Origin of the sequence: Micromonospora sp. C28SCA-DRY-2, from assembly GCF_030519475.1 — a bacterium.
In the GTDB taxonomy this organism is placed as follows: Bacteria; Actinomycetota; Actinomycetes; order Mycobacteriales; family Micromonosporaceae; genus Micromonospora.
Genome location: NZ_JAUMKD010000011.1, coordinates 73,891 through 96,127, shown reverse-complemented (window position 1 = coordinate 96,127; position 22,237 = coordinate 73,891). Strand labels below are relative to the sequence as shown.

Annotated in this window: 16 protein-coding genes; 13 read left to right on the top strand and 3 right to left on the bottom strand. The window is 73.9% G+C overall.

Annotation, left to right across the window (positions count from 1 at the left end; genetic code table 11):
• Positions 1–37 precede the first annotated feature (37 nt).
• A complete protein-coding gene (gene hrpA, locus Q3W71_RS30255) occupies positions 38–4,096 on the top strand; it encodes an ATP-dependent RNA helicase HrpA (protein ID WP_302922887.1) in 4,059 nt (1,352 codons plus the stop codon).
• A 13-nt stretch (positions 4,097–4,109) separates the two neighbouring features.
• On the opposite strand, the gene Q3W71_RS30250 is transcribed toward hrpA, so the two are convergent.
• On the bottom strand, positions 4,110–5,042 hold the full coding sequence (locus tag Q3W71_RS30250) for a LysR family transcriptional regulator (RefSeq protein WP_302922886.1): 933 nt from the start codon (positions 5,040–5,042) through the stop codon (positions 4,110–4,112).
• Between the two features lie 77 nt (positions 5,043–5,119).
• Between Q3W71_RS30250 and Q3W71_RS30245 the strand changes: the two genes are divergently transcribed.
• The 7 genes from Q3W71_RS30245 (at position 5,120) to Q3W71_RS30215 (ending at position 13,204) form a co-directional block, all read left to right on the top strand.
• A complete protein-coding gene (locus Q3W71_RS30245; protein WP_302922885.1) occupies positions 5,120–5,809 on the top strand; it encodes a succinate dehydrogenase cytochrome b subunit in 690 nt (229 codons plus the stop codon).
• Position 5,810: 1 nt separating this feature from the next.
• Complete coding sequence (locus Q3W71_RS30240; RefSeq protein WP_302922884.1) at positions 5,811–7,748, top strand: fumarate reductase/succinate dehydrogenase flavoprotein subunit; 1,938 nt, start codon at positions 5,811–5,813, stop codon at positions 7,746–7,748.
• Positions 7,745–8,506 (top strand): succinate dehydrogenase/fumarate reductase iron-sulfur subunit, encoded by a 762-nt coding sequence (locus Q3W71_RS30235; RefSeq protein WP_302922883.1) that lies wholly within the window; start codon positions 7,745–7,747, stop codon positions 8,504–8,506. The genes Q3W71_RS30240 and Q3W71_RS30235 overlap by 4 nt, the downstream gene beginning before the upstream one ends.
• Positions 8,507–8,734: 228 nt before the next feature.
• Positions 8,735–9,919 (top strand): zinc-dependent alcohol dehydrogenase, encoded by a 1,185-nt coding sequence (locus tag Q3W71_RS30230; RefSeq protein WP_302922882.1) that lies wholly within the window; start codon positions 8,735–8,737, stop codon positions 9,917–9,919.
• Complete coding sequence (locus Q3W71_RS30225) at positions 9,916–10,860, top strand: SDR family NAD(P)-dependent oxidoreductase (protein WP_302922881.1); 945 nt, start codon at positions 9,916–9,918, stop codon at positions 10,858–10,860. Before Q3W71_RS30230 ends, Q3W71_RS30225 begins: the two co-directional genes overlap by 4 nt.
• 75 nt (positions 10,861–10,935) lie before the next feature.
• Positions 10,936–11,964 carry a serine hydrolase gene (locus tag Q3W71_RS30220; RefSeq protein ID WP_302922880.1) on the top strand — a complete coding sequence of 343 codons (1,029 nt, stop codon included), beginning with the start codon at positions 10,936–10,938 and terminating at the stop codon, positions 11,962–11,964.
• 94 nt (positions 11,965–12,058) lie between these two features.
• Positions 12,059–13,204, top strand: a complete 1,146-nt coding sequence (locus Q3W71_RS30215) for an MBL fold metallo-hydrolase (RefSeq protein ID WP_302922879.1) — start codon at positions 12,059–12,061, stop codon at positions 13,202–13,204.
• Positions 13,205–13,303: 99 nt separating this feature from the next.
• Here the strand turns inward: Q3W71_RS30215 and dgt are convergent, their stop codons facing one another.
• Positions 13,304–14,815 carry a deoxyguanosinetriphosphate triphosphohydrolase family protein gene (dgt, locus tag Q3W71_RS30210; RefSeq protein ID WP_302922878.1) on the bottom strand — a complete coding sequence of 504 codons (1,512 nt, stop codon included), beginning with the start codon at positions 14,813–14,815 and terminating at the stop codon, positions 13,304–13,306.
• 93 nt (positions 14,816–14,908) lie between these two features.
• Here dgt and Q3W71_RS30205 point away from each other — a divergent pair, with 93 nt between their 5' ends.
• A complete protein-coding gene (locus tag Q3W71_RS30205; RefSeq protein ID WP_302922877.1) occupies positions 14,909–17,410 on the top strand; it encodes a Tex family protein in 2,502 nt (833 codons plus the stop codon).
• A 542-nt stretch (positions 17,411–17,952) separates the two neighbouring features.
• The gene (locus Q3W71_RS30200; protein ID WP_302922876.1) at positions 17,953–18,387 is read left to right on the top strand and encodes a hypothetical protein; all 435 of its coding nucleotides are present in this window, start codon (positions 17,953–17,955) and stop codon (positions 18,385–18,387) included.
• A gap of 145 nt (positions 18,388–18,532) precedes the next feature.
• Here Q3W71_RS30200 and Q3W71_RS30195 read toward each other — a convergent pair whose 3' ends face one another.
• Positions 18,533–19,489 (bottom strand): DUF389 domain-containing protein, encoded by a 957-nt coding sequence (locus Q3W71_RS30195; RefSeq protein ID WP_302922875.1) that lies wholly within the window; start codon positions 19,487–19,489, stop codon positions 18,533–18,535.
• Between the two features lie 215 nt (positions 19,490–19,704).
• On the opposite strand from Q3W71_RS30195, the gene Q3W71_RS30190 reads away from it, so the two are divergent.
• From Q3W71_RS30190 to Q3W71_RS30180, 3 genes are read left to right on the top strand one after another with little or no spacing between them, the layout of a single operon-like run.
• A complete protein-coding gene (locus tag Q3W71_RS30190) occupies positions 19,705–20,385 on the top strand; it encodes a sugar transferase (protein WP_302922874.1) in 681 nt (226 codons plus the stop codon).
• A gap of 22 nt (positions 20,386–20,407) precedes the next feature.
• Positions 20,408–21,556, top strand: a complete 1,149-nt coding sequence (locus tag Q3W71_RS30185; protein ID WP_302922873.1) for a DegT/DnrJ/EryC1/StrS aminotransferase family protein — start codon at positions 20,408–20,410, stop codon at positions 21,554–21,556.
• Positions 21,553–22,197, top strand: coding sequence for an acetyltransferase (locus Q3W71_RS30180; protein ID WP_302922872.1), 645 nt, complete (start codon positions 21,553–21,555; stop codon positions 22,195–22,197). The genes Q3W71_RS30185 and Q3W71_RS30180 overlap by 4 nt, the downstream gene beginning before the upstream one ends.
• Positions 22,198–22,237 lie beyond the last annotated feature (40 nt).

Here is a 22,237-nt window from a genome sequence, read left to right as displayed (position 1 = left end):
GCGGTCCCGCGCCCGGCTGCCTATCCTTGGCCACGACATGCAGAATCCAGCCGCACCCGCCGGGACCGACGTCCGCGACCTGCACCGCCGCCTGAACCCGCTGATGTTCCGTGACCAGCGCCGCCTCCAGCGGCGGCTGGACGGGGTGCGGAAGCTGCGGGACCCGCAGCGCCGGGAGTCGGCGCTCGCCGAGATCGCCGCCGAGGTCACGGCGGCGGAGCTGCGGCTGGAGTCGCGCCGGGCCGCGGTGCCGGTGATCACCTACCCGGCCGGGTTGCCGGTCAGCGAGCGCTCCGCCGAGATCGCCGCCGCGATCCGCGACCACCAGGTGGTGATCGTGGCCGGCGAGACCGGCTCCGGCAAGACCACCCAGCTGCCGAAGATCTGCCTGGAGCTGGGGCGCGGCGTGCACGGGCTGATCGGGCACACCCAGCCCCGCCGGCTGGCCGCCCGTACGGTGGCCGACCGGATCGCCGAGGAGCTCGGCACCGAGCTGGGCGACGTGGTCGGCTACAAGGTGCGCTTCACCGACCAGGTGAGCGACCGCAGCCTGGTGAAGCTGATGACCGACGGCATCCTGCTGGCCGAGTTGCAGACCGACCGGATGCTGCGCCAGTACGACACGCTGATCATCGACGAGGCGCACGAGCGCAGCCTCAACATCGACTTCATCCTCGGCTACCTCCGGCAACTGCTGCCCCGCCGCCCCGACCTCAAGGTCATCATCACCTCGGCGACCATCGAGACCGAGCGCTTCGCCCGGCACTTCGCCGGCCCCGCCACCGACGAGCATCCCGAGGGCACCCCGGCGCCGGTCGTCGAGGTCTCCGGCCGGACCTACCCGGTCGAGGTGCGCTACCGCCCGCTGGTCGAGGTCACCGAGGCCGAGGAGGAGGACGCCGAGGACGAGGAGAACGTCCGGGACCAGATCCAGGCAATCGGCGACGCGGTGGAGGAGCTGGCCGCCGAGGGGCCCGGCGACATCCTGGTCTTCCTCAGCGGGGAGCGGGAGATCCGGGACACCGCCGAGGCGCTGGGCAAGCTGGTGCAGTCCAAGCGCGCGCTGCTCGGCACCGAGATCCTGCCGCTGTACGCCCGGCTCTCCACCGCCGAGCAGCACCGGGTCTTCGCCCCGCACTCCGGGCGCCGGGTGGTGCTGGCCACCAACGTGGCGGAGACCTCGCTCACCGTCCCCGGCATCAAGTACGTGGTGGACCCGGGCACCGCCCGGATCTCCCGCTACAGCAACCGGCTCAAGGTGCAGCGGCTGCCGATCGAGCCGATCTCCCAGGCGTCGGCCAACCAGCGCAAGGGGCGCTGCGGGCGTACCTCGGACGGCATCTGCATCCGGCTCTACGACGAGCAGGACTTCCTCTCCCGCCCGGAGTTCACCGACCCGGAGATCCTGCGGACCAACCTGGCCTCGGTCATCCTCCAGATGACCGCGATCGGCCTCGGCGACATCGCCGCCTTCCCCTTCATCGACCCGCCGGACCGGCGCAACATCACCGACGGCGTCAACCTGCTGCACGAGCTGGGCGGGCTGGACGTCACCGAGACCGACCCGGCGAAGCGGCTCACCCCGCTGGGCCGGCGGCTGGCCCAGCTCCCGGTCGACCCGCGGCTGGCCCGGATGGTGGTCGAGGGCGAGCGCAACGGCTGCGCCACCGAGGTGATCGTGATCGCCGCCGCGCTGTCGATCCAGGACCCCCGGGAGCGGCCGGCCGACAAGCAGGCCCAGGCCGACCAGGCGCACGCCCGGTTCACCGACCGGGAGTCGGACTTCGTCACGCTGCTCAACCTCTGGCGGTACCTGCGCGAGCAGCAGCGCGCGCTCTCCTCCAGCGCGTTCCGCCGGATGTGCAAGGCCGAGTTCCTCAACTACCTGCGGGTGCGCGAGTGGCAGGACATCGTCAGCCAGCTGCGCCAGGTGCTGCGTACGCCCGAGGGGGACGGGCGGGGACGCGGCCGGCGCGGCGCCGGCGAGGCCGCGGCGGACGGCGGCCGGCGTGCCACCGCCGGCGCGGACCTGCCGGAGGAGATCGACACCCCGAAGGTGCACCAGTCGCTGCTGGCCGGCCTGCTCTCGCACGTCGGGCTGAAGGACGCGCAGAAGAACGAGTACCTGGGCGCGCGGGGGGCGAAGTTCGCGCTCTTCCCCGGCTCGGCGCTGTTCCGCAAGCCGCCGCGCTGGGTGATGGCCGCCGAGCTGGTGGAGACCTCCCGGCTCTGGGGCCGGGTGGCCGGCCGGATCGAGCCGGAGTGGGTCGAGCCGCTCGCCCAGCACCTGGTGAAGCGCAGCTACAGCGAGCCGCACTGGGAGAAGAAGCAGGCGGCGGTGCTGGCCCACGAGAAGGTCACCCTGTACGGCGTCCCGCTGGTCACCTCTCGCAAGGTCAACTTCGGCCGGATCGACCCGGCGCTGAGCCGCGAGCTGTTCATCCGGCACGCGCTGGTCGAGGGCGACTGGTCCACCCACCACCAGTTCTGGCGGGACAACCAGCGGCTGCTGGCCGAGATCGAGGAGCTGGAACACCGGGCCCGGCGGCGGGACATCCTGGTCGACGACGAGACGATCTTCCACTTCTACGACGAGCGGATCCCGGCCGACGTGGTCTCCGGCCGGCACTTCGACGCGTGGTGGAAGAAGACCCGGCGGGAGCGGCCGGAGCTGCTCACCTTCACCCGCGAGCTGCTGGTCAACGCCGGCCGGGGCGGGGTGGACGAGGCCGACTACCCCGACGAGTGGTCCGCCGACGGGGTGAGCCTGCCGCTGACCTACCGGTTCGAGCCGGGCACCCCGACCGACGGGGTGACCGTGGACATCCCGCTGCCGCTGCTCAACCAGGTGCCGGCGGAGAGCTTCGACTGGCAGGTGCCGGGGCTGCGCGAGGAACTGGTGGTCGCGCTGATCCGCTCGCTACCGAAGGCGGTGCGCCGCAACTTCGTCCCGGTGCCCGACTACGCCCGGGCGGCGCTGGCGGCGATGGCGGCCGGCGAGGAGCCGCTGCTCGACGCGCTGACCCGGCAGCTGCGCCGGATGACCGGGGTGACCGTGCCCCGGGACGCGTGGGACCTGGAGAAGCTGCCGCCGCACCTGCGGGTCCGGTTCCGGGTGCTGGACGAGGAGAACAAGCCGGTCGCCGAGGGCAAGGACCTGCCGGCCCTGCAACGCCAGCTCAAGGCGGAGGTACGCCAGGTGGTGGCGGCCGCCGCGCCGGACGTGGCGCGCACCGGGCTGCGCGAGTGGGGTATCGGCACCCTGCCGCGCACCATCGAGCAGGTCCGCGCCGGCTACGCGGTGACCGCGTACCCGGCGCTGGTGGACGAGGGCGCCACGGTCGGGGTGAAGGTGTTCGACTCGCCGGCCGAGCAGGAGACCGCGCACTGGGCCGGCACCCGGCGGCTGCTGCGGCTGACCGTGCCGTCGCCGGCGAAGTTCCTCCAGGGGCGGCTGTCGAACGAGGCGAAGCTGGCGCTCAGCCGCAACCCGCACGGCGGGGTGCAGGCGCTCATCGAGGATGCCGCGGGTGCGGCGATCGACAAGCTGGTCGCCGACGCCGGCGGGCCGGCCTGGGACGCCGACGGCTTCGCCGCGCTGCGCGAGAAGGTGCGCGCCGACCTGGTGGACACCGTGGTCGACGTGATGGACCGGGTGCGCCGGGTGCTCGCCGCCGCGTACGCGGTGGAGCAGCGGCTCGGCCGGACCCAGAACCTGGCGGTGGTGGCCGCGCTGGCCGACATCCGGGCCCAGCTCACCGGCCTGGTGCACGCCGGCTTCATCACCGAGACCGGGTACGCCAGGCTGCCCGACCTGCTGCGCTACCTGACCGCGATCGAGCGGCGGCTGGACCGGCTGCCGGGCAACCCGCAGCGCGACAAGCAGCAGCAGGACCGGGTCGCGGTGGTGTGGAAGGAGTACCAGGACATGCTCGCCGCCCTGCCGCCGACGAAGCGGAACTCGGCGGCGGTCCGGCAGATCCGCTGGATGATCGAGGAGCTGCGGGTGAACGTCTTCGCCCAGGCGCTGGGCACCCCGTACCCGGTCTCCGAGCAGCGCATCTACCGGGCGATGGACGAGGCCGAGGGCCGCTGACCCCGACGGCCGGCTACGGCAGGGGCTCGACGCCCGCCGGGAGCTGGCCCTCGGCGGTCGCGTCGCGGACGTAGTCGAGCAGGATCCGGCGCAGCTCCCGCCCGGCGTGGGTGGGCACCACGTCCCGGCGGCGGGCCACCGCGATGGTCCGGGTCACCCCCGGCGGCGCCAGCCGGGTGAACCGCATGCCCGGGCGGCGGGCGACCACGATGCCCGGCACCAGCGCGATGCCCAGCCCCGCCTCGACGAAGCTGAGCACCGCGTCCATCTCGCCGCCGTCGACCGCGACGGTCGGCTCGAAGCCCGCCGCCCGGCACGCCTGGAGGGTGGCGTCGCGCAGGTCGTATCCCTCGCGGAACATCACCATCGGCTGGTCGCGCAGGTCGGTGATGAGCAGCCGCCCGGTCGGCACCGCGGCCGGCAGCTCCTGCACCGACGCCACCACCAGGCTCTCCCGCAGGATCGGGTCGGCGCGCAGGCCCGGGTCGATCCCCTGCGCGGGCATGATGATCAGGGCCAGGTCGAGGTCGCCGCGGAGCAGGTCGCGGACCAGGTCCTGCGAGCCGCCCTCCTCCACCCGCAGGTCGATGGTGGGGTGCGCGTCGCGGAACCGGCGCAGCACCGGCGGGGCGAGCGAGGTGGCCAGGCTCGGGGTGGCGCCGAGCCGGACCCGGCCGCGCCGCAGCCCGACCAGCTCCTGCACCTCGCGGGTGGCGGTGTCGACGTCGGCGAGGATGCGCTTGGCCAACGGCAGCAGCACCTCGCCGGCCGCGGTGAGGCTGATGTTGCCCCTTACCCGCTCGAAGAGCGGGGCCCCGAGGTCGGTCTCCAGGGCGTGAATTTGCTTACTCAACGAAGGCTGGGTTATCCCCACCAGGTCGGCCGCTTGGGTGAAATGTCGTACTTCTGCGACGGCGACGAAGTACCGGAGCTGATGGAGTTGCATCTACATAGCTTATGGCTATCAAGACTGCGAGGTCGATGCATTGGACGACTGATCAAACTGCTCCTAGCGTCGATCGCGTGGTAGTCACGAGAACACGGTCGCCCATCCGCTCCAACGTCGGCCTCAAGGCCGTCATGGCGGTGACGGGCATCATCCTGGTGCTGTTCCTGATCCTGCACATGCTCGGCAACCTGAAGGTGTTCACGGGGGAGACCTCGTTCGACCACTACGCGCACTGGCTGCGCGACATCGGCAAGCCGCTGCTGCCGGGGGTCTGGTTCCTCTGGATCCAGCGCGGCGTGCTGACCGTCGCCGTGGTGGCGCACATCGCCGCCGCCACCGCGCTGGCCCGGCGCTCCCGCGCCGCCCGCCCGGTCCGCTACGCGCACCGCCCGAAGGTCCAGGGCAGCTACGCGGCCCGCACGATGCGCTGGGGCGGCGTGATCATCATGCTCTTCGTGATCTACCACCTGCTGGACCTGACCACCGGCCACCTCAACCCGGTCGGCGACCCGACCAGGCCGTACGCCAACGTCGTCGCCGACTTCGCGCCGGAGCGCTGGTACGTCACGCTCTTCTACACCCTGGCGGTCGTCGCGCTCGGCTTCCACCTGCGGCACGGTGCGTTCAGCGCGTTCCGCAGCCTGGGGCAGCAGACCCCGAAGGGCGAGCGCCGGGCGCGTACCGCGGCGCTGGTCTTCGCCGTCGCGCTCTGCGCCGGCTTCCTGGTGGTCCCGTTCGCCGTACTCACCGGATTGGTGTCCTGACATGGATCTCTACACCGAGGGCGACCCGATCGCCGACACCAAGGCTCCCGACGGCCCGATCGAGACCCGCTGGGAACGCCGCCGCTTCGAGGCGAAGCTGGTCAACCCGGCCAACCGCCGGAAGATGACGGTGATCGTGGTCGGCACCGGCCTGGCCGGCGGCTCGGCCGCCGCCACGCTCGCCGAGCAGGGCTACCGGGTCAAGTCCTACTGCTACCAGGACAGCCCGCGCCGGGCCCACTCGATCGCCGCCCAGGGCGGCATCAACGCCGCCAAGAACTACCGCAACGACGGCGACTCGGTGCACCGGCTCTTCTACGACACCGTCAAGGGCGGCGACTTCCGCTCCCGCGAGTCGAACGTGCACCGGCTGGCCGAGGTCTCGGTGAACATCATCGACCAGTGCGTGGCCCAGGGCGTGCCGTTCGCCCGCGAGTACGGCGGCCTGCTGGACACCCGCTCGTTCGGCGGCGCCCAGGTGCAGCGCACCTTCTACGCCCGGGGCCAGACGGGCCAGCAGCTGCTGCTCGGCGCGTACCAGGCGCTGGAGCGGCAGATCGGCCTGGGCAACGTGGAGATGAACGCCCGGCACGAGATGCTGGAGCTGATCGTGGTGGACGGCCGGGCCCGGGGCATCGTGGTCCGGGACCTGGTCACCGGCGAGATCACCACGGAGTTCGCGGACGCGGTCGTGCTCGCCTCCGGCGGCTACGGCAACGTCTTCTACCTCTCCACCAACGCCAAGGGCTGCAACGTCACCGCCACCTGGCGGGCGCACCGCAAGGGCGCGTACTTCGCCAACCCCTGCTACACCCAGATCCACCCGACCTGCATCCCGGTCTCCGGCGACCACCAGTCGAAGCTGACCCTGATGAGCGAGTCGCTGCGCAACGACGGCCGGGTGTGGGTGCCGAAGGCCAAGGGCGACAACCGCCGCCCGAAGGACATCCCCGAGGACGAGCGGGACTACTACCTGGAGCGGATCTACCCCTCCTTCGGCAACCTGGTCCCCCGGGACATCGCCTCCCGGGCCGCGAAGAACGTGTGCGACGAGGGGCGGGGCGTCGGCCCGACCGGGCTCGGCGTCTACCTCGACTTCGCCGACGCGATCCAGCGGCTGGGCCGCAAGGCCATCGAGGCCAAGTACGGCAACCTCTTCGAGATGTACGAGCGGATCACCGGCGAGGACCCGTACGAGGTGCCGATGCGGATCTACCCCGCCGTGCACTACACGATGGGCGGCCTCTGGGTCGACTACGACCTGCAGTCCACCATCCCCGGCCTGTTCGTGATCGGTGAGGCGAACTTCTCCGATCACGGCGCCAACCGGCTCGGCGCCTCGGCGCTGATGCAGGGCCTGGCCGACGGCTACTTCGTGCTGCCGAACACCATCGCCAACTACCTGGCCGCCGGCCCGTTCGAGACCGTCGACCCGAGCCACCCGGCGGCGGTCGAGGCGCGGCGCGACGTGGAGGACCGGATCCAGCGGCTGCTGGCGGTCAACGGCGACCGGACCGTCGACTCGTTCCACCGCGAGCTGGGCCAGATCATGTGGGACCACTGCGGCATGGAGCGCAGCGAGGCCGGCCTGCGCAAGGCGATCGACGAGATCCGGGCCCTGCGCGAGCAGTTCTGGCAGCGGGTCCGGGTGCTCGGCGACGGCGACGGGCTCAACCAGTCGCTGGAGAAGGCCGGCCGGGTGGCCGACTTCTTCGAGCTGGCCGAGCTGATGTGCATCGACGCCCTGCACCGCGAGGAGTCCTGCGGCGGCCACTTCCGGGCCGAGCACCAGACCCCGGACGGCGAGGCGCAGCGCGACGACGAGCGGTTCGCCTACGTCGCGGCCTGGGAGTTCACCGCCACCGGCGAGCCCTCGGTGCTGCACAAGGAAGACCTGAAGTTCGAATACGTCCACCCCACGCAGCGGAGCTACAAGTGAACCTGACCCTGCGCATCTGGCGCCAGTCCGGCCCCGAGGACAAGGGTCGGATGGTGACCTACCAGGTCGACGACGTCTCCCCGGACATGTCGTTCCTGGAGATGCTCGACGTGCTCAACGAGCGGCTGATCCTCGCCGGCGAGGAGCCGGTGGCGTTCGACCACGACTGCCGCGAGGGCATCTGCGGCATGTGCGGCCTGATGATCAACGGCAACGCGCACGGGCCGCAGCGCGGCACCACCGCGTGCCAGCTGCACATGCGGCAGTTCAAGGACGGGGACACGATCGACATCGAGCCGTGGCGCGCCCGGGCCTTCCCGGTGATCAAGGACCTGGTGGTCAACCGCAGCGCGTTCGACAAGATCATCGCAGCGGGCGGCTACATCACCGCGCCGACCGGCAGCGCCCCGGAGGCGCACTCGGTGCCGGTGGCCAAGGCCAACGCGGACGCGGCCTTCGAGTCGGCGGCCTGCATCGGCTGCGGCGCCTGCGTGGCGGCCTGCCCGAACGGCTCGGGCATGCTCTTCACCGCGGCGAAGGTCACCCAGCTCTCGCTGCTGCCGCAGGGCCAGCCGGAGCGGTACACCCGGGTGATCGGCATGGTCGACGCGCACGACGAGGCCGGCTTCGGCGGCTGCACCAACGCCGGCGAGTGCACGGTGGTCTGCCCGAAGGGCATCCCGCTGAACACCATCGGCCGGCTGAACCGGGACTACCTGAAGGCCACCGCCAAGCGGGGCGACACCCCCGGCTCCTGAGCCTGGCGGCTCCGCGGACGGGCCGTCGCACTCCCCGATCGGGAGCGCGGCGGCCCGTCCCCCTTTCCCGGCTCCCCGCAACGGCGGCCCGGCCGAACGGCGGCCCGGCACAGCGGCAGCCCCAGCCCGAGCGGCGGCTCCGGCCAGGGACCGCCCGGCCGGCGGCCGGTTCAAGCCGGCCTGCCGGGGTAGCACCCGGGGGGACGCCCACGGCGAAGGGAATCGGGCATGAAGGCACTGACCTGGCAGGGCAAGCGGGACGTACGGGTGGAGGAGGTGCCCGACCCGCGGATCGAGGAGCCGACCGACGCGATCGTCCGGATCACCTCCACCGCGATCTGCGGCTCGGACCTGCACCTGTACGAGGTGCTCGGGCCGTACCTGAAGCCCGGCGACGTGCTCGGCCACGAGCCGATGGGCATCGTCGAGGAGGTCGGCGCGGGGGTGACCCGGCTCAGGCCCGGTGACCGGGTGGTGGTGCCGTTCAACATCGCCTGCGGCTCCTGCTGGATGTGCGACCGGCAGCTCTACGCGCAGTGCGAGACCACCCAGGTCACCGCGCACGGCAAGGGCGCCGCCCTGTTCGGCTACACCTCGCTCTACGGGTCGGTGCCCGGCGGGCAGGCCGAGTACCTGCGGGTGCCGCACGCCGAGTTCGGCCCGATCAAGGTGCCGGCGACCGGCCCCGACGAGCGGTGGCTCTACCTCTCCGACATCCTCCCCACCGCCTGGCAGGCGGTGAAGTACGCCGACACCCCGCCGGGCGGCACCCTGGCCGTGTTCGGGCTGGGCCCGGTGGGGCAGTTCTGCGCCCGCGTGGGGCGGCACCTCGGCGCGGGCCGGGTGATCGGGCTGGACCTGGTGCCGGAGCGGCTGGCGATGGCCCGCCGGCACGGCATCGAGGTGCTCGACGTCAGCGAGCTGGACGACGTGCCGGGCACGCTGATCGACCTGGTCGACGGGCGCGGTCCGGACGCGGTGATCGACGCGGTCGGCATGGAGGCGCACGGCGCGCCGCTGGGCAAGATCGCCCAGACCGCCGCCGGGCTGCTGCCGGACGCGCTCGCCCGGACCATGACCGACAAGCTCGGCGTGGACCGGCTCGTCGTGCTCAAGGCCGCGCTCAAGGCGGTCCGCCGCGGCGGCACCGTCTCCATCTCCGGGGTGTACGGCGGCGAGGTCGATCCACTGCCGCTGATGGAGATGTTCGACCGGGGCGTGCAGCTGCGGATGGGGCAGTGCCACGTGCGCCGCTGGGTCGACGAGATCATGCCGCTGCTCGCCGACGACAGCGACCCGCTGGGCGTGGCGGACCTGCGTACCCACCGGGTGCCGCTGGCGCGGGCGCCGCAGGCGTACGAGATGTTCCAGAAGAAGGAGGACGGCTGCGTCAAGGTCGTGCTCGAACCGTGAGCCGGGTGGTGGTGGTCACCGGTGCCACCAGCGGGATCGGCCGGGCGGCGGCACGGGCGTTCGCCGGACGCGGGGATCGGCTGGTGCTCGCGGCCCGCTCCCCCACGACCCTCGCCGAGGTACGCGCCGAGTGTGCCACCGCCGGCGCGGAGGCGCTGGACGTGCCGACCGACATCACGGCCGGCGGCGCGGTGGACGCGCTCGCGGCCGCGGCGGTGGACCGGTTCGGCCGGGTCGACGTCTGGCTGCACACCGCCGCGGTGATGGCGTACGGCCGGTTCGAGGAGACCCCGGAACGGGTTTTCGAGCAGGTGGTACGCACGGACCTGCTGGGCGCCGCGACGGTGGCCCGGGTGGCGCTGGGGCGGTTCCGGGCGGCCGGTGGCGGCACGCTGATCCTCGTCGGCTCGGTGCTCGGGCACATCACCGCCCCCTACCTGAGCGGCTACGTGGCGAGCAAGTGGGGGGTGCAGGGGCTGGCCCGGGTGCTGCAGCAGGAGGCCCGGGACGTCCCCGGGGTCGAGGTGTGCCTGATCAGTCCGGGCAGTGTGGACACCCCGGTCTACCAGCGGGCCGCGAACCACCTGGGTCGGCTCGGCCGCCCGCCGCTGCCGGTGACCAGCCCGGAGCGGGTCGCCCGGGCCATCCTGGACTGCGCCGACCGGCCCCGCCGGGAGGTCTCCGTGGGTCGGGCCAACACGGTGATGCGGGTCGGCTTCACCGTGCTGCCCGGCCTCTACGACGTCCTGGTCGGACCGCTGATGCGGCTGCTCGCGCTGACCGACCGGCGGATCCCGCCGGGCGACGGGGTGGTGTTCGTCCCCGACCCGTCCAGCGAGGTGGTTCGCGGCGGCTGGCTGCCCGGCCTCGGACAGGTGGCCCGCGCCGTCGGCGCCCTGCCCGGCGCGGTCGGCTCGGCGCTGCGGCGGCGGCCGTGGTGAGCACGGGATCACCCGTTTCGATCTCTTCCCCTATGGTGGCCGGAGGACACGATCCACGCCGGACGGGAGAGACGATTGGCGATCAGAGTGAACCGCAGGACCGCACTGGGCATCGGCACGGTGGCCACCGCCGGCACCGTGCTGGGTGGCGCCGTGCCGGCCGCCGCTGAGCCGGGGTCGTCGGCCGTCGCCGGCCGGTCCACCCGGGTCGCCGCCCGACCGGAACTGGTCGCGCCGCTGATCGAGGCGGCCTACCTGCGGGAGACGACCACGGCCGGCGGGAACTGGCAGGCCTATCTCAGCCTGGCCACCGCCGAGGGACCGCTGGAGGTGGTGGCCGACTCGCCCGACCAGGTGCTCGAGGCGTACAGCGTGAACAAGATCGCGGTCGCGGTGGCGGTGCTGGACAAGGTCGACCGGGGGCTGCTCACGCTGGACCAGCGGGTCGACGTGACCGCCGCGATCGTGGTGCCGGGCGGGGACGGCATCTTCAGCCTGGACAACGCCTACCCCAGTTCGGTCACCCTCGGCCACGCGCTCGCCGCCCTGCTGACCGTCTCGGACGACACGGCGGTACGCCTCTGCGGCCTGGTCTGCCCGGCCGCCGAGCTGAACAGCATCCTGGTGGCCAAGGGCTTCCCGAAGACGCAGGTGCAGCCGGTGGCCAACCCGAACCGGTTCTTCCTCGGCACCAGCACGCCCCGGGAGACGCACGACCTGCTGCGGGCGCTGGTCGCCGGCACCCTGCTCACGCCGGCCTCCACCGCGTTCCTGCTCAAGCTGCTGCGCTCCCCCATCGCGTTCAACGAGGGGATCCGGCGCACCACCTCGTCGGCCGAGCGGGCCCGGATCGCCACCAAGGCCGGCTGGTTCGCCGACGCCCGGCACGAGGCCGGTGTGATCTTCGACGCCGCCGGGGCGCCGCTGGTGACGTACGTGCTCTTCGCCGACGGGCAGGCCGACCCGGACAACTACGGCGCCACCCACCCCGCCGTGGCGGCCCGGGCCCGGCTGGGCCGGCGGATGCTGGACGTGACGGCCAACCTCACCGGCGCCGGGGTGACCCACCGGGTCGCCGCCCAGCGGCCGAGCAACGGCGGCTGAACCGCCCGCGTACCGCCGTGGCCGCCGGTTCGCCGGGCCACGGCGGTACCGCGGTGGCTACCGTGTAGGGCGGGAGACGGCGGAGGGGACGGCGATGCGGCGACCAGCGGGGCGATCGGAACTCGACCGGGCGTGGGGGCGCCGGCTGCGCGGCAGCGCCGGGCTGGCCGCCCTGGCCGGGCTGGCCTGGGCCGCCCGGGACGTGCCGGCGGCCCTGGGCGGCCGGCTCACCGGCGCCCGCGCCGAGCGGGCCGCCCGCTCGCCGCAGTTCCGCGACGGCACCTTCCACAACCGGGAGAGCACCCGGACGATGGTCGCCGACCCCGGCCGCAACCTGCTCTGGGAACTGGTCTTCGGCAAGCAGCGGCGCCGGCCCCGCTCGGCGGTGCCGCTGCTGCGCCCGGCCGAGCCGCCGGCCACCGACACCGACCGGCAGCTCAACGTCGTCTGGTACGGCCACGCCTCCGCGCTGATCGAGATCGAGGGCCGGCGGGTGCTGCTCGACCCGGTGTGGAGCGAGCGCTGCTCGCCGTCGGCCGTGGTCGGCCCGCGCCGGCTGCACGAGCCCCCGGTACGCCTCGACGAACTGCCGCCGGTCGACGCGATCCTGATCTCGCACGACCACTACGACCACCTCGACATGGCCACCGTGCGGGCGCTGCTGGCGAGCCAGTCCGCGCCGTTCCTGGTGCCGCTCGGGGTCGGCGCGCACCTGGACCGCTGGGGCGTACCGGCGGAGCGGATCGTCGAGCTGGACTGGTCGGAGTGCCACCGGGTGGCCGGGCTGGAGTTCACCGCCACCGCGGCCCAGCACTTCTCCGGGCGGGGGCTGCGCCGCGACGGCACGCTCTGGAGCTCCTGGGTGATCGCCGGGGCCCGGCGCAAGGTCTTCTACACCGGCGACTCCGGCTACTTCGACGGGTACGCCGAGATCGGCGCGGAGCACGGGCCGTTCGACGTGACCCTGATGCAGATCGGCGCGTACGACCGGGCCTGGCCGAGCATCCACATGTTCCCGGAGGAGGCGGTCGACGCCCACCTGGACCTGCGCGGCGGGCTGCTGATCCCGGTGCACTGGGCCACCTTCAACCTGGCCCTGCACGACTGGTCCGAGCCGGTGGACCGGCTCTGGGCCGAGGCGAAGGCGCGCGACGTGCGGCTGGCCGTGCCGCGGCCCGGCGAGCGGGTGGTGGTGGACGACCCGCCCGCGGTCGACGGCTGGTGGCAGTCGGTCGCCTGAACGGGCGCCACGGGCGGGGTGCCGCCGGTTTCCGGGTGCGGGGCTCGGCCGCGTTCCGGGCTCGGGGCGCCGCCGGAGGGCCGGACGCCCGGCCGGGGGTCAGAGCACGAAGGCGTCGGTCCAGAGGGCGCCGGAGCGGCCGGAGAGCGCGTCCAGCATGGCGACCGCCTGGTTGTCGGTGAGCTGCGCGACGAAGTCGACGATGGCCCGGCCCCGGGCCTTGCCGATCCGGTCCGGGGTACGCGGGTGCAGCTCCGCCTCGGCCAGCTCCACCAGGTCGTGCAGCCGGCGCGGCAGGCGGGACTCCTCCTCGGGGTCGAGCAGCCACTCCAGCAGCGCCTCCACCAGCGTGCCCAGCAGCCGGGCCTGGCCGCGCTGGTGCAGCGCCAGGTCGGGGCGGGCCAGCACGAACCGGTGGTGGACGAACTTGAGCACCTGCACCTCGTGCCACTGCGCCGGGGCCAGCAGCACGTGCCCGGAGCGCACCGAGGGGTGCTCCACCACGGTGATCGCGTCGACGAGCCGGGTGGTCCACCGGGCGGAGAAGCGGGCCACGTACTGCTCGGCCTCGATCGAGCCGTCGAACGGCACCGCGAGCAGCCCCTCGACCAGTTCCTCGCGGACGTGCTCGACCGCGGCGGCGAACGCGTCGTCGTCGGCGACCCAGGAGTCCTTGCGGTGCAGCTGCCGGCGCAGCCGCTCGATCGCCGCGCCGGGTCGGCGCGACGCGCTGGCCAGCGCCGCGTCGGTGATGGCCCGGAAGTGCCCGCTCTCGCGCTGCCAGGCCATCAGCTCGGCGGCCACCGCGCCCTGCTGGAGCACGCCGACCCGGTAGAAGTCCTCCACGTCGTGGATGGCGTACGCGATGTCGTCGGCGGTGTCCATCACGGAGGCCTCGACGGTCTGCTGCCAGTCGGCGATCCGGCCGACGAACGGCTCCCGGGCCTGGCGCAGGTCGTCCACCTCGGTCCGGTACGCGCCGAACTTCGCCGAACCGCTGGCCGGGTCGTCCGGCGGCGGGGTGGCGCCGCGCGGCGGCGGCTCCATCAGCCGGGGGTGCGGGTCGGGGTGGTCGAGCCGGGTCCACGGGTACTTCAGCAGCGCCGCCCGGACCGCCGCGGTCAGGTCCAGGCCGGTGGTCGCCGCGCCGCGGATCTCGGTGCTGGTGACGATCCGGTACGACTGCGCGTTGCCCTCGAAGCCGTCGGCGAGCCCCAGCCGGTGCCGGGCCAGCCGGTCCAGCACCCGCTCCCCCAGGTGCCCGAACGGCGGGTGGCCGAGGTCGTGCGCGAGCGCTGCCGCCTCCACCACGTCCGGATCGCAGCCGCCGAGCTTCGCCAGCAGGTCGCGGTGCTCGCCGTCGGCGGTGAGCCGTTCGGCGATCGCCCGGGCCACCTGGGCGACCTTGAGGCTGTGGGTGAGCCGGTTGTGCACCAGCAGACCGGAGCCGACCGGGCTGATCACCTGGGTGACCCCGCCGAGGCGGGCGAAGAACGGCGAGCCGACGATCCGGTCCCGGTCCGACCGGAACGGGCTGGTCGCCAGGTCGCCGAGGGCCCGGGCGCTGCCGCCGAAGAGCCGCCGGGCGCGCGGCTCCGCAGGTTGCTCCATGATCGCCACGCTAGCGCAGGGTGGCCGGCGCCGACGACGGGTCGCCGGCGTCCCGGCCGGGCGCGACGACGGTCGTCGGGGCCGGCCGGCACAATGCAGGGCGGAACCCAGACCCGAAGGCGGATCGAGATCGTGACCCTCTCTGTTCATCAGCGGATCGCCGAGGAGCTCGGCGTCGCCGAGCGTCAGGTGCGGGCGGCCGTGGAGCTGCTCGACGGCGGCGCCACCGTGCCGTTCATCGCCCGGTACCGCAAGGAGGCCACCGGCCTGCTCGACGACACCCAGCTGCGCACCCTGGAGGAGCGGCTGCGCTACCTGCGCGAGCTGGACGAGCGGCGGGCCGCCGTGCTGGAGTCGATCCGCGGCCAGGGCAAGCTGGACGAGGCGCTGGAAGCGCAGATCATGGCCGCCGACTCCAAGTCCCGGCTGGAGGACATCTACCTGCCGTACAAGCCGAAGCGGCGGACCCGGGCGCAGATCGCCCGCGAGGCGGGGCTGGAGCCGCTCGCCGACGCGCTGCTGGCCGATCCGTCCCGGGAGCCCCGGGAGGTGGCCGCCGGTTTCGTCGACGCCGACAAGGGGGTGGCCGACGCGGCCGCCGCGCTGGACGGCGCCCGGGCCATCCTGATCGAGCGGTTCGCCGAGGACGCCGACCTGATCGGGTCGCTGCGCGAGCAGATGTGGTCGCGGGGCCGGCTGGTCTCCCGGGTACGCGAGGGGCAGGAGCAGGCCGGCGCGAAGTTCGCCGACTACTTCGACTTCGCCGAGCCGTACCCGAAGCTGCCGTCGCACCGGATCCTGGCGATGTTCCGGGGCGAGAAGGAGGGCGTGCTCGACCTGACGATGGACCCGGAGCCGGAGGGTGAGGCGGACGCCGTGGCCACCGGCCCGACCCGCTACGAGGCGGCCATCGCCGGCCGGTTCGGGATCACCGACCACGGGCGCCCGGCCGACCGGTGGCTGGCCGACACGGTGCGCTGGGCCTGGCGTACCCGGATCCTCATCCACCTCGGCGCGGACCTGCGGATGCGGCTGTGGCAGGCGGCCGAGGAGGAGGCGGTGCGGGTCTTCGCCACCAACCTGCGCGACCTGCTGCTCGCCGCCCCGGCGGGCACCCGGGCGACCATGGGCCTCGACCCGGGCCTGCGCACCGGGGTGAAGGTCGCCGTCGTGGACGCCACCGGCAAGGTGGTCGCCACCGACACGATCTACCCGCACGAGCCGCGCCGGCAGTGGGACGCCTCGATCGAGACGCTGGCCCGGCTCGCCGCGGCGCACCGGGTGGAGCTGGTGGCGATCGGCAACGGCACCGCCTCGCGGGAGACCGACAAGCTCGCCGGTGAGCTGATCAAGCGCCACCCGCAGCTCAACCTCACCAAGGTGGTGGTCTCCGAGGCCGGCGCGTCGGTCTACTCGGCGTCCGCGTACGCCGCCCAGGAGCTGCCCGGGCTGGACGTCTCGCTGCGCGGGGCGGTCTCCATCGCCCGGCGCCTGCAGGACCCGCTCGCCGAGCTGGTCAAGATCGACCCGCGGTCGATCGGGGTCGGCCAGTACCAGCACGACCTGTCGGAGGTGAAGCTCTCCCGGTCGCTGGACGCGGTGGTGGAGGACTGCGTGAACGCGGTCGGGGTGGACGTCAACACCGCGTCCGCGCCGCTGCTGACCCGGGTCTCCGGCATCGGCGCCGGGCTGGCGGAGAACATCGTGCTGCACCGGGACGCCAACGGTCCGTTCCGTTCCCGGGCCGAGCTGAAGAAGGTGCCGCGGCTCGGCCCCAAGGCGTTCGAGCAGTGCGCGGGCTTCCTGCGCATCCCCGACGGCGACGATCCGCTGGACTCCTCCAGCGTGCACCCGGAGGCGTACCCGGTGGTGCGGCGGATCCTCGCGCACACCGGGCAGGACCTGCGGTCGCTGATCGGCAGGAGCGCCATCCTGCGCGGGCTGCGGGCCACCGACTTCGTCGACGAGACGTTCGGCCTGCCCACGGTCACCGACATCCTCGCCGAACTGGAGAAGCCGGGACGCGACCCGCGCCCGGAGTTCCGCACCGCCACCTTCGTCGAGGGGGTTGAGAAGATCAGCGACCTGACGCCGGGCATGGTGCTGGAGGGCGTGGTGACCAACGTGGCCGCGTTCGGCGCGTTCGTGGACGTCGGGGTGCACCAGGACGGCCTGGTGCACGTCTCGGCGATGTCCCGGACGTTCGTGAAGGACCCCCGCGAGGTGGTCAAGTCCGGTGACGTGGTCCGGGTCAAGGTGCTCGACGTCGACGTGCCCCGCAAGCGGATCTCGCTGACCCTGCGGCTGGAGGACGACGCGGAGCCCGGCGCCCGCCGGGAGCGCGGCGGTCCCCGTGGCGAGCAGGGCGGCCCGCGCGCCGAGCGCGGCGGCCAGAGCGGGCGCGGCAGCGGCCAGGGCGCCCGTGGCGGGCGGGACGGGCGGGACGGCCAGGGTGGGCGCGGCGGCGGCCAGGGCGGTCGCGGTGGCGGCCAGGGCGGTCGCGGTGGGGCACAGCGGCAGGGCCGCGGTGGTGCCGCCCCGGCGCCGGCGAACGGCGCGATGGCCGACGCGCTGCGCCGGGCCGGCCTGGCCTGACGGGTCGCGCCGGCGCGGCGCGACGGGAGGCGATGCTGCGCCGGCCCGGCCGGGCCAGACCGGGCCAGCCGGGCCAGCCGGGCCAGACCGGGCCGGGCCGGCGCAGCGCAGCGCGCACGGCGTCGGGCGGCCCGCTCTGGTCGGGCGGACGCTGTGGAGCAGATGTCGCAGACGGATCACCGGGGGGCGTCAGGATCGGTCAGGTCGAACCCGACAGGACCTGATCCGCTGGGGCGGGCAGGGCCTGCGGCGGCGGTCGTTGGCGGTGTCGCCCCCGTCCGGTCTGGCCGCCGGCGGTGCGCCGGGGTGGTCGCGCCCTTTGGAGCTGCCCGCACAGACGGGGCAGACCAGCCGGTGAACCGTCGACCGTGGGGGCGGTTCGGGGCGGCCGCTCACCGCGGCCGAAGGACGGCACCGACCGCCCGTGCGCCACGACCGAAGGACGGACGAGGCGTCCGCCCGACCAGGAGCACGACGGCCACCACCACGACCCGCCGCACCTGGCCGCAGGGCGGACGGGCGGGTGGGCGTACGGTCGCGTCGTGGGTGAGGGTGACGGCCTGGACTGGCGGGAGCGGCAGCGGCGGGCGGTGCGGGCGCACGCGGCGGCCGACGAGCGGCGCCGGGCGGCGGAGCGGGCCGAGGCCGCCGAGCTGGTGGCCGGGTTCGTGGCCGAGGCGACCCGGCGCGGGTTGGCCACCACCCGGCTGGTCGCCAGCGACTACGCCGGGCGCGGCCGGTACCGGACCCGGCTCACCGGCTGGTACGTCGACCGGGCCCGCAGCCGGGCGGTGGACGTCGACGGGCGGTTCCACCTGCTGACCGTGCCGGGTGGTCTGCGGGCGCGGCTGTTCGGCGCCGAGCCGCAGCCCAGCCCGCCGCCGCTGATCGTCGGGGAGGGCGGCCGGGACGGCGAGTCGGTCCCGCTCCGGACGCTGCTCGCCCGCCGGCTCGACGCCGGCGACACCTGGCCGTGACCTGATCCAGCGCCCGCGCCGCGCGAGCGGCCCGCGCTCGCCCGCCGGCTCGACGCCGGCGACACCTGGCCGTGACCGGGCTCAGCGCCCGAGCCGCGCGAGCCGCCCGGGCTCGCCCGCCGGCGACACCTGGCCGTGACCGGGCTCAGCGCCCCCGCCGTGTGGGCCGCCCGGCCTCGCGCCGGGCCAGCCGCCACCAGCCGAGCTGCTGCACGGCGAGGGTGAGCAGGCCGGCGAGCACGATCGCGCACAGGTTGATCAGCAGCTGGAGCGCCGAGCCGGCCGCCTCGTGCCAGACCCGGTACGCGGCGGCCACCGCGACGTTCGCGGCGGCCGGGACAGTGGTGACCGAGATCAGCACGCCGACCAGGCTGCCGGACTTCTTCGAGGTGAGCGAGAGCATGCCGGCCACCCCGGCGAGCAGACCGACCACCCAGGAGAGCGCGTCGGGCCGCCAGATGAAGTCGGTCAGCGGCCGTTCGGCCAGCAGCATGTCGCGGCTGACCAGGCCGGCCGCGTCCAGCGCCCAGGTGCTCAGCACCGTGGCAACCATGGCGGCCAGGAACCCGACCACCAGCGCCTGCACCGACCGGAGGATGACCCGGCCGCGGCGCCGCAGCAGCGCCACGCAGAGCGCGGCCAGCGGGCCGAACTCCGGGCCCACCACCATCGCGCCGACGACGAGGATCGGCTGGTCCAGCAGCACGCCGATGCCGGCGATCATCGTGGCCACGATGAGCAGCACCAGGTAGGTCGCGGAGAGTTCGGTCTGCTCGCCGGTCTTCGCGGCGATCTCGTCCCAGACCACCGCGTCCGCCCCGCTGCCGGGGGCGGTGCGGGCGGCCCGGTCCGCGGCCGTGGAGATGGTCAGCTCCACGTCGTCGGCGGCGATGCCGCCGCGCGCCTCCACGCCGAGCTGCCGTAGCCCGTGCAGCACGCTGTCGGCGCTCTCCCGCACCACGTCGCAGAGGATCAGGTCACCCCGGGGCTGGCGCGCGGCGTCGGTGAGCACCACCAGGTGGGTCACCCCCGGATCGGCGGTCAGCAGATCCGCCACGGCCGAGGACTGGTCCGACGGCACGATGACCCGCAGGTGCAGCACGGCACTCCCCTCGCCCGATCGGCCGCCGAGCACTCTACTGCCCGGCCGCCAGCCCGGCCGTCCCGCGGGATCCACCTGGTCAGGGCCGTTTCCTCGGCGGGAGTTCTGTGGTTGATCCGACTGGTTACCGCCCGACTGTCGCGATTCGGTGCCGGTGCGAGCTATTTGCTTGATAAAACCCTTTTATCCGGATGACTGTTGCGGGAGGTCGAACCGTGCCTGGTCTCGTGATTGCGCCCGAGCGCCCGCCGCGGCAGCAGGGCCGGCTCGACCGGGGCAAGCGGATCCTCGACGTGGCGGTGGCCGCCGTGCTGCTGGTGCTCGCCACCCCGGCGCTGGCCCTGGTGGCGCTCCTGGTCGCGCTGGGCCTCGGCCGCCCGGTGCTGTTCCGCCAGCGCCGCGCCGGGCTGCACGGCCGGCTCTTCGACGTGGTCAAGTTCCGCACCATGCGGCCACCCGATCCGGATCGCGGGCTGGTCACCGACGGCGACCGGCTCACCCCGCTGGGCCGCTGGCTGCGCGCCACCAGCCTGGACGAGCTGCCCACCTTGTGGAACGTGCTGCGCGGCGACATGAGCCTGGTCGGGCCGCGGCCGCTGCTGCCGGAGTACCTGCCCCGCTACTCCCCCACCCAGGCCCGCCGGCACGAGGTCCGCCCCGGCGTCACCGGGCTGGCCCAGGTCCGCGGCCGTAACGGCCTGAGCTGGGAGGAGAAGTTCGACCTCGACGTGGCGTACGTCGACAACCGCTGCCTCCGGCTGGACCTGTCGATCCTCGTGGCGACCGTCCGCACGGTGCTGCGCCGCGAGGGCATCGCCGCGGCCGGCTCCCCGACCGCTCCCGAGTTCCTGGGCACGCCGAACCTCTCGGCGTCCCTCGATCGCACCCCGGCATGACCACCTGCCCCGGAGGCGCCCGATGAGCCCGACCATCTACCTGTCACCGCCCGACGTCGGGCCCCTGGAGGAGTCGTACCTGCTCGCCGCCCTGCGCTCGGGGTGGGTCGCGCCGGTCGGTCCCGACCTCGACGCGTTCGAGCACGACGTGGCCGAGCGGGTGGGCACCCGCGGCGCGGTCGCGGTGAGTTCCGGTACCGCCGCCCTGCACCTCGCCCTGCTGGGCGTCGGGGTCGGACCAGGTGACGTGGTCGTCGTGCCGACGCTGACCTTCGTGGCCACCGCGAACGCGGTCCGCTACACCGGCGCCCGGCCGGTCTTCGTCGACTGCGACCCGCACACCGGCAACGTCGACGTGCCGCTGCTGGCCGACCTGCTGCGCCGGTTGACCGGCCGGGGCGAGCGGGTCGGCGCGGTGGTGCCGGTGGACATGTTCGGCAGTTGCGCCGACTACACGGCCCTGCTGCCGCTCTGCGCCGAGGCGGGCGTACCGGTGGTGGAGGACGCGGCCGAGGCGCTCGGCGCCCGGCACGGCGGGCGGCCAGCCGGCACGTTCGGCCGGATCGGCGCCCTCTCCTTCAACGGCAACAAGATCATCACCACCTCCGGCGGCGGCATGCTGGTCTCCGACGACCTGGCGTTGCTCGCCCGGGCCCGGCACCTGGCCACCCAGGCGCGCGAGCCGCTGCCGCACTACGAGCACCGCGAGACCGGCTACAACTACCGGCTGAGCAACCTGCTGGCCGCGCTGGGCCGGGCCCAGCTGGTCCGGCTGGACGGCATGATCGCCCGCCGCCGGCAGCTGCGCGACCGGTACGCCAAGCTCTTCGCGCCGGTGCCCGGGGTCGAGCTGATCGGCGCCGAGGACACCGAGGCCAACTGCTGGCTCACCTGCATCCGGGTCGACCCGGAGCGGGCCGGATGGCCGGCCGCCGACCTCGCGACCCACCTCGCCGGCCGGGAGATCGAGACCCGGCCGGTGTGGCAGCCGATGCACCGGCAACCGGCGTACGCCGGGGCCGAGAGCCTGCTCACCGGCGCGGCGGACGCGCTCTTCGCCGAAGGGCTCACCCTGCCCAGCGGCAGCGCGCTCACCGACTCGCAGGTCGGCTACGTCCTCGGCGCGATCGACGAGTTCCTGGCCGTGCGGACCGGAGCGGCGACGGCGTGACGATCCCACTGGTGGTCGTCGGCTGCGGCGGCCACGGCCGCGAGGTGCTGACCATCGCCCGCGCCATGGACGCCGCCGCCGGCCGGCCGCGCTGGCGGCTGCTCGGCTTCCTCGACGACCGGCCCTCCGAGCAGAACCTCAAGCGGGTGCAGCGGCTGGACGTGCCGTACCTGGGTGGGCTCGCCTGGTTGCGCGACGCGCCGCCGGACACCCACCACGTCATCGGCATCGGGGACCCGCGCGTCCGGCGGGCGGTCGGGCAACGCGTCGACCGGTACGGCACACCGGCGGCCAGCCTGGTCCACCCGGCCGCCACGATCGGCCCGGACACCGTGCACGGGCCGGGATTCGTCGCGTTCGCCGGCGCCCGGGTCACCACCAACGTGACCATCGGCCGGCACGTGCACCTCAACCAGAACGTCACCGTCGGGCACGACAGCACGTTCGCCGACTACGTCTCGGTGAACCCGCTCGCCGCCGTGTCAGGTGACTGCCACCTGGCCGAAGGGGTGCTGATCGGCACCACCGCCGCGGTGTTGCAGGGGCTGCGGGTCGGACGGGACAGCACGGTCGGCGCGGGTGCCTGCGTGGTCCGGGACGTGCCCGAGGGCGTGGTGGTCAAGGGCGTGCCCGCCCGGTGAGGCGGGACGGTCCCATCGGCGAACGCGGCCGGACATTCGG

Bases quoted from the DNA above. Each gene is read 5' to 3' on its own strand.
- hrpA (WP_302922887.1), top strand. From the start codon at position 38: ATGCAGAATCCAGCCGCACCCGCCGGGACCGACGTCCGCGACCTGCAC.
- Q3W71_RS30250 (WP_302922886.1), bottom strand. From the start codon at position 5,042: ATGCAACTCCATCAGCTCCGGTACTTCGTCGCCGTCGCAGAAGTACGA.
- Q3W71_RS30240 (WP_302922884.1), top strand. From the start codon at position 5,811: ATGGATCTCTACACCGAGGGCGACCCGATCGCCGACACCAAGGCTCCC.
- Q3W71_RS30230 (WP_302922882.1), top strand. From the start codon at position 8,735: ATGAAGGCACTGACCTGGCAGGGCAAGCGGGACGTACGGGTGGAGGAG.
- Q3W71_RS30215 (WP_302922879.1), top strand. From the start codon at position 12,059: ATGCGGCGACCAGCGGGGCGATCGGAACTCGACCGGGCGTGGGGGCGC.
- dgt (WP_302922878.1), bottom strand. From the start codon at position 14,815: ATGGAGCAACCTGCGGAGCCGCGCGCCCGGCGGCTCTTCGGCGGCAGC.
- Q3W71_RS30205 (WP_302922877.1), top strand. From the start codon at position 14,909: ATGCAGGGCGGAACCCAGACCCGAAGGCGGATCGAGATCGTGACCCTC.
- Q3W71_RS30185 (WP_302922873.1), top strand. From the start codon at position 20,408: ATGAGCCCGACCATCTACCTGTCACCGCCCGACGTCGGGCCCCTGGAG.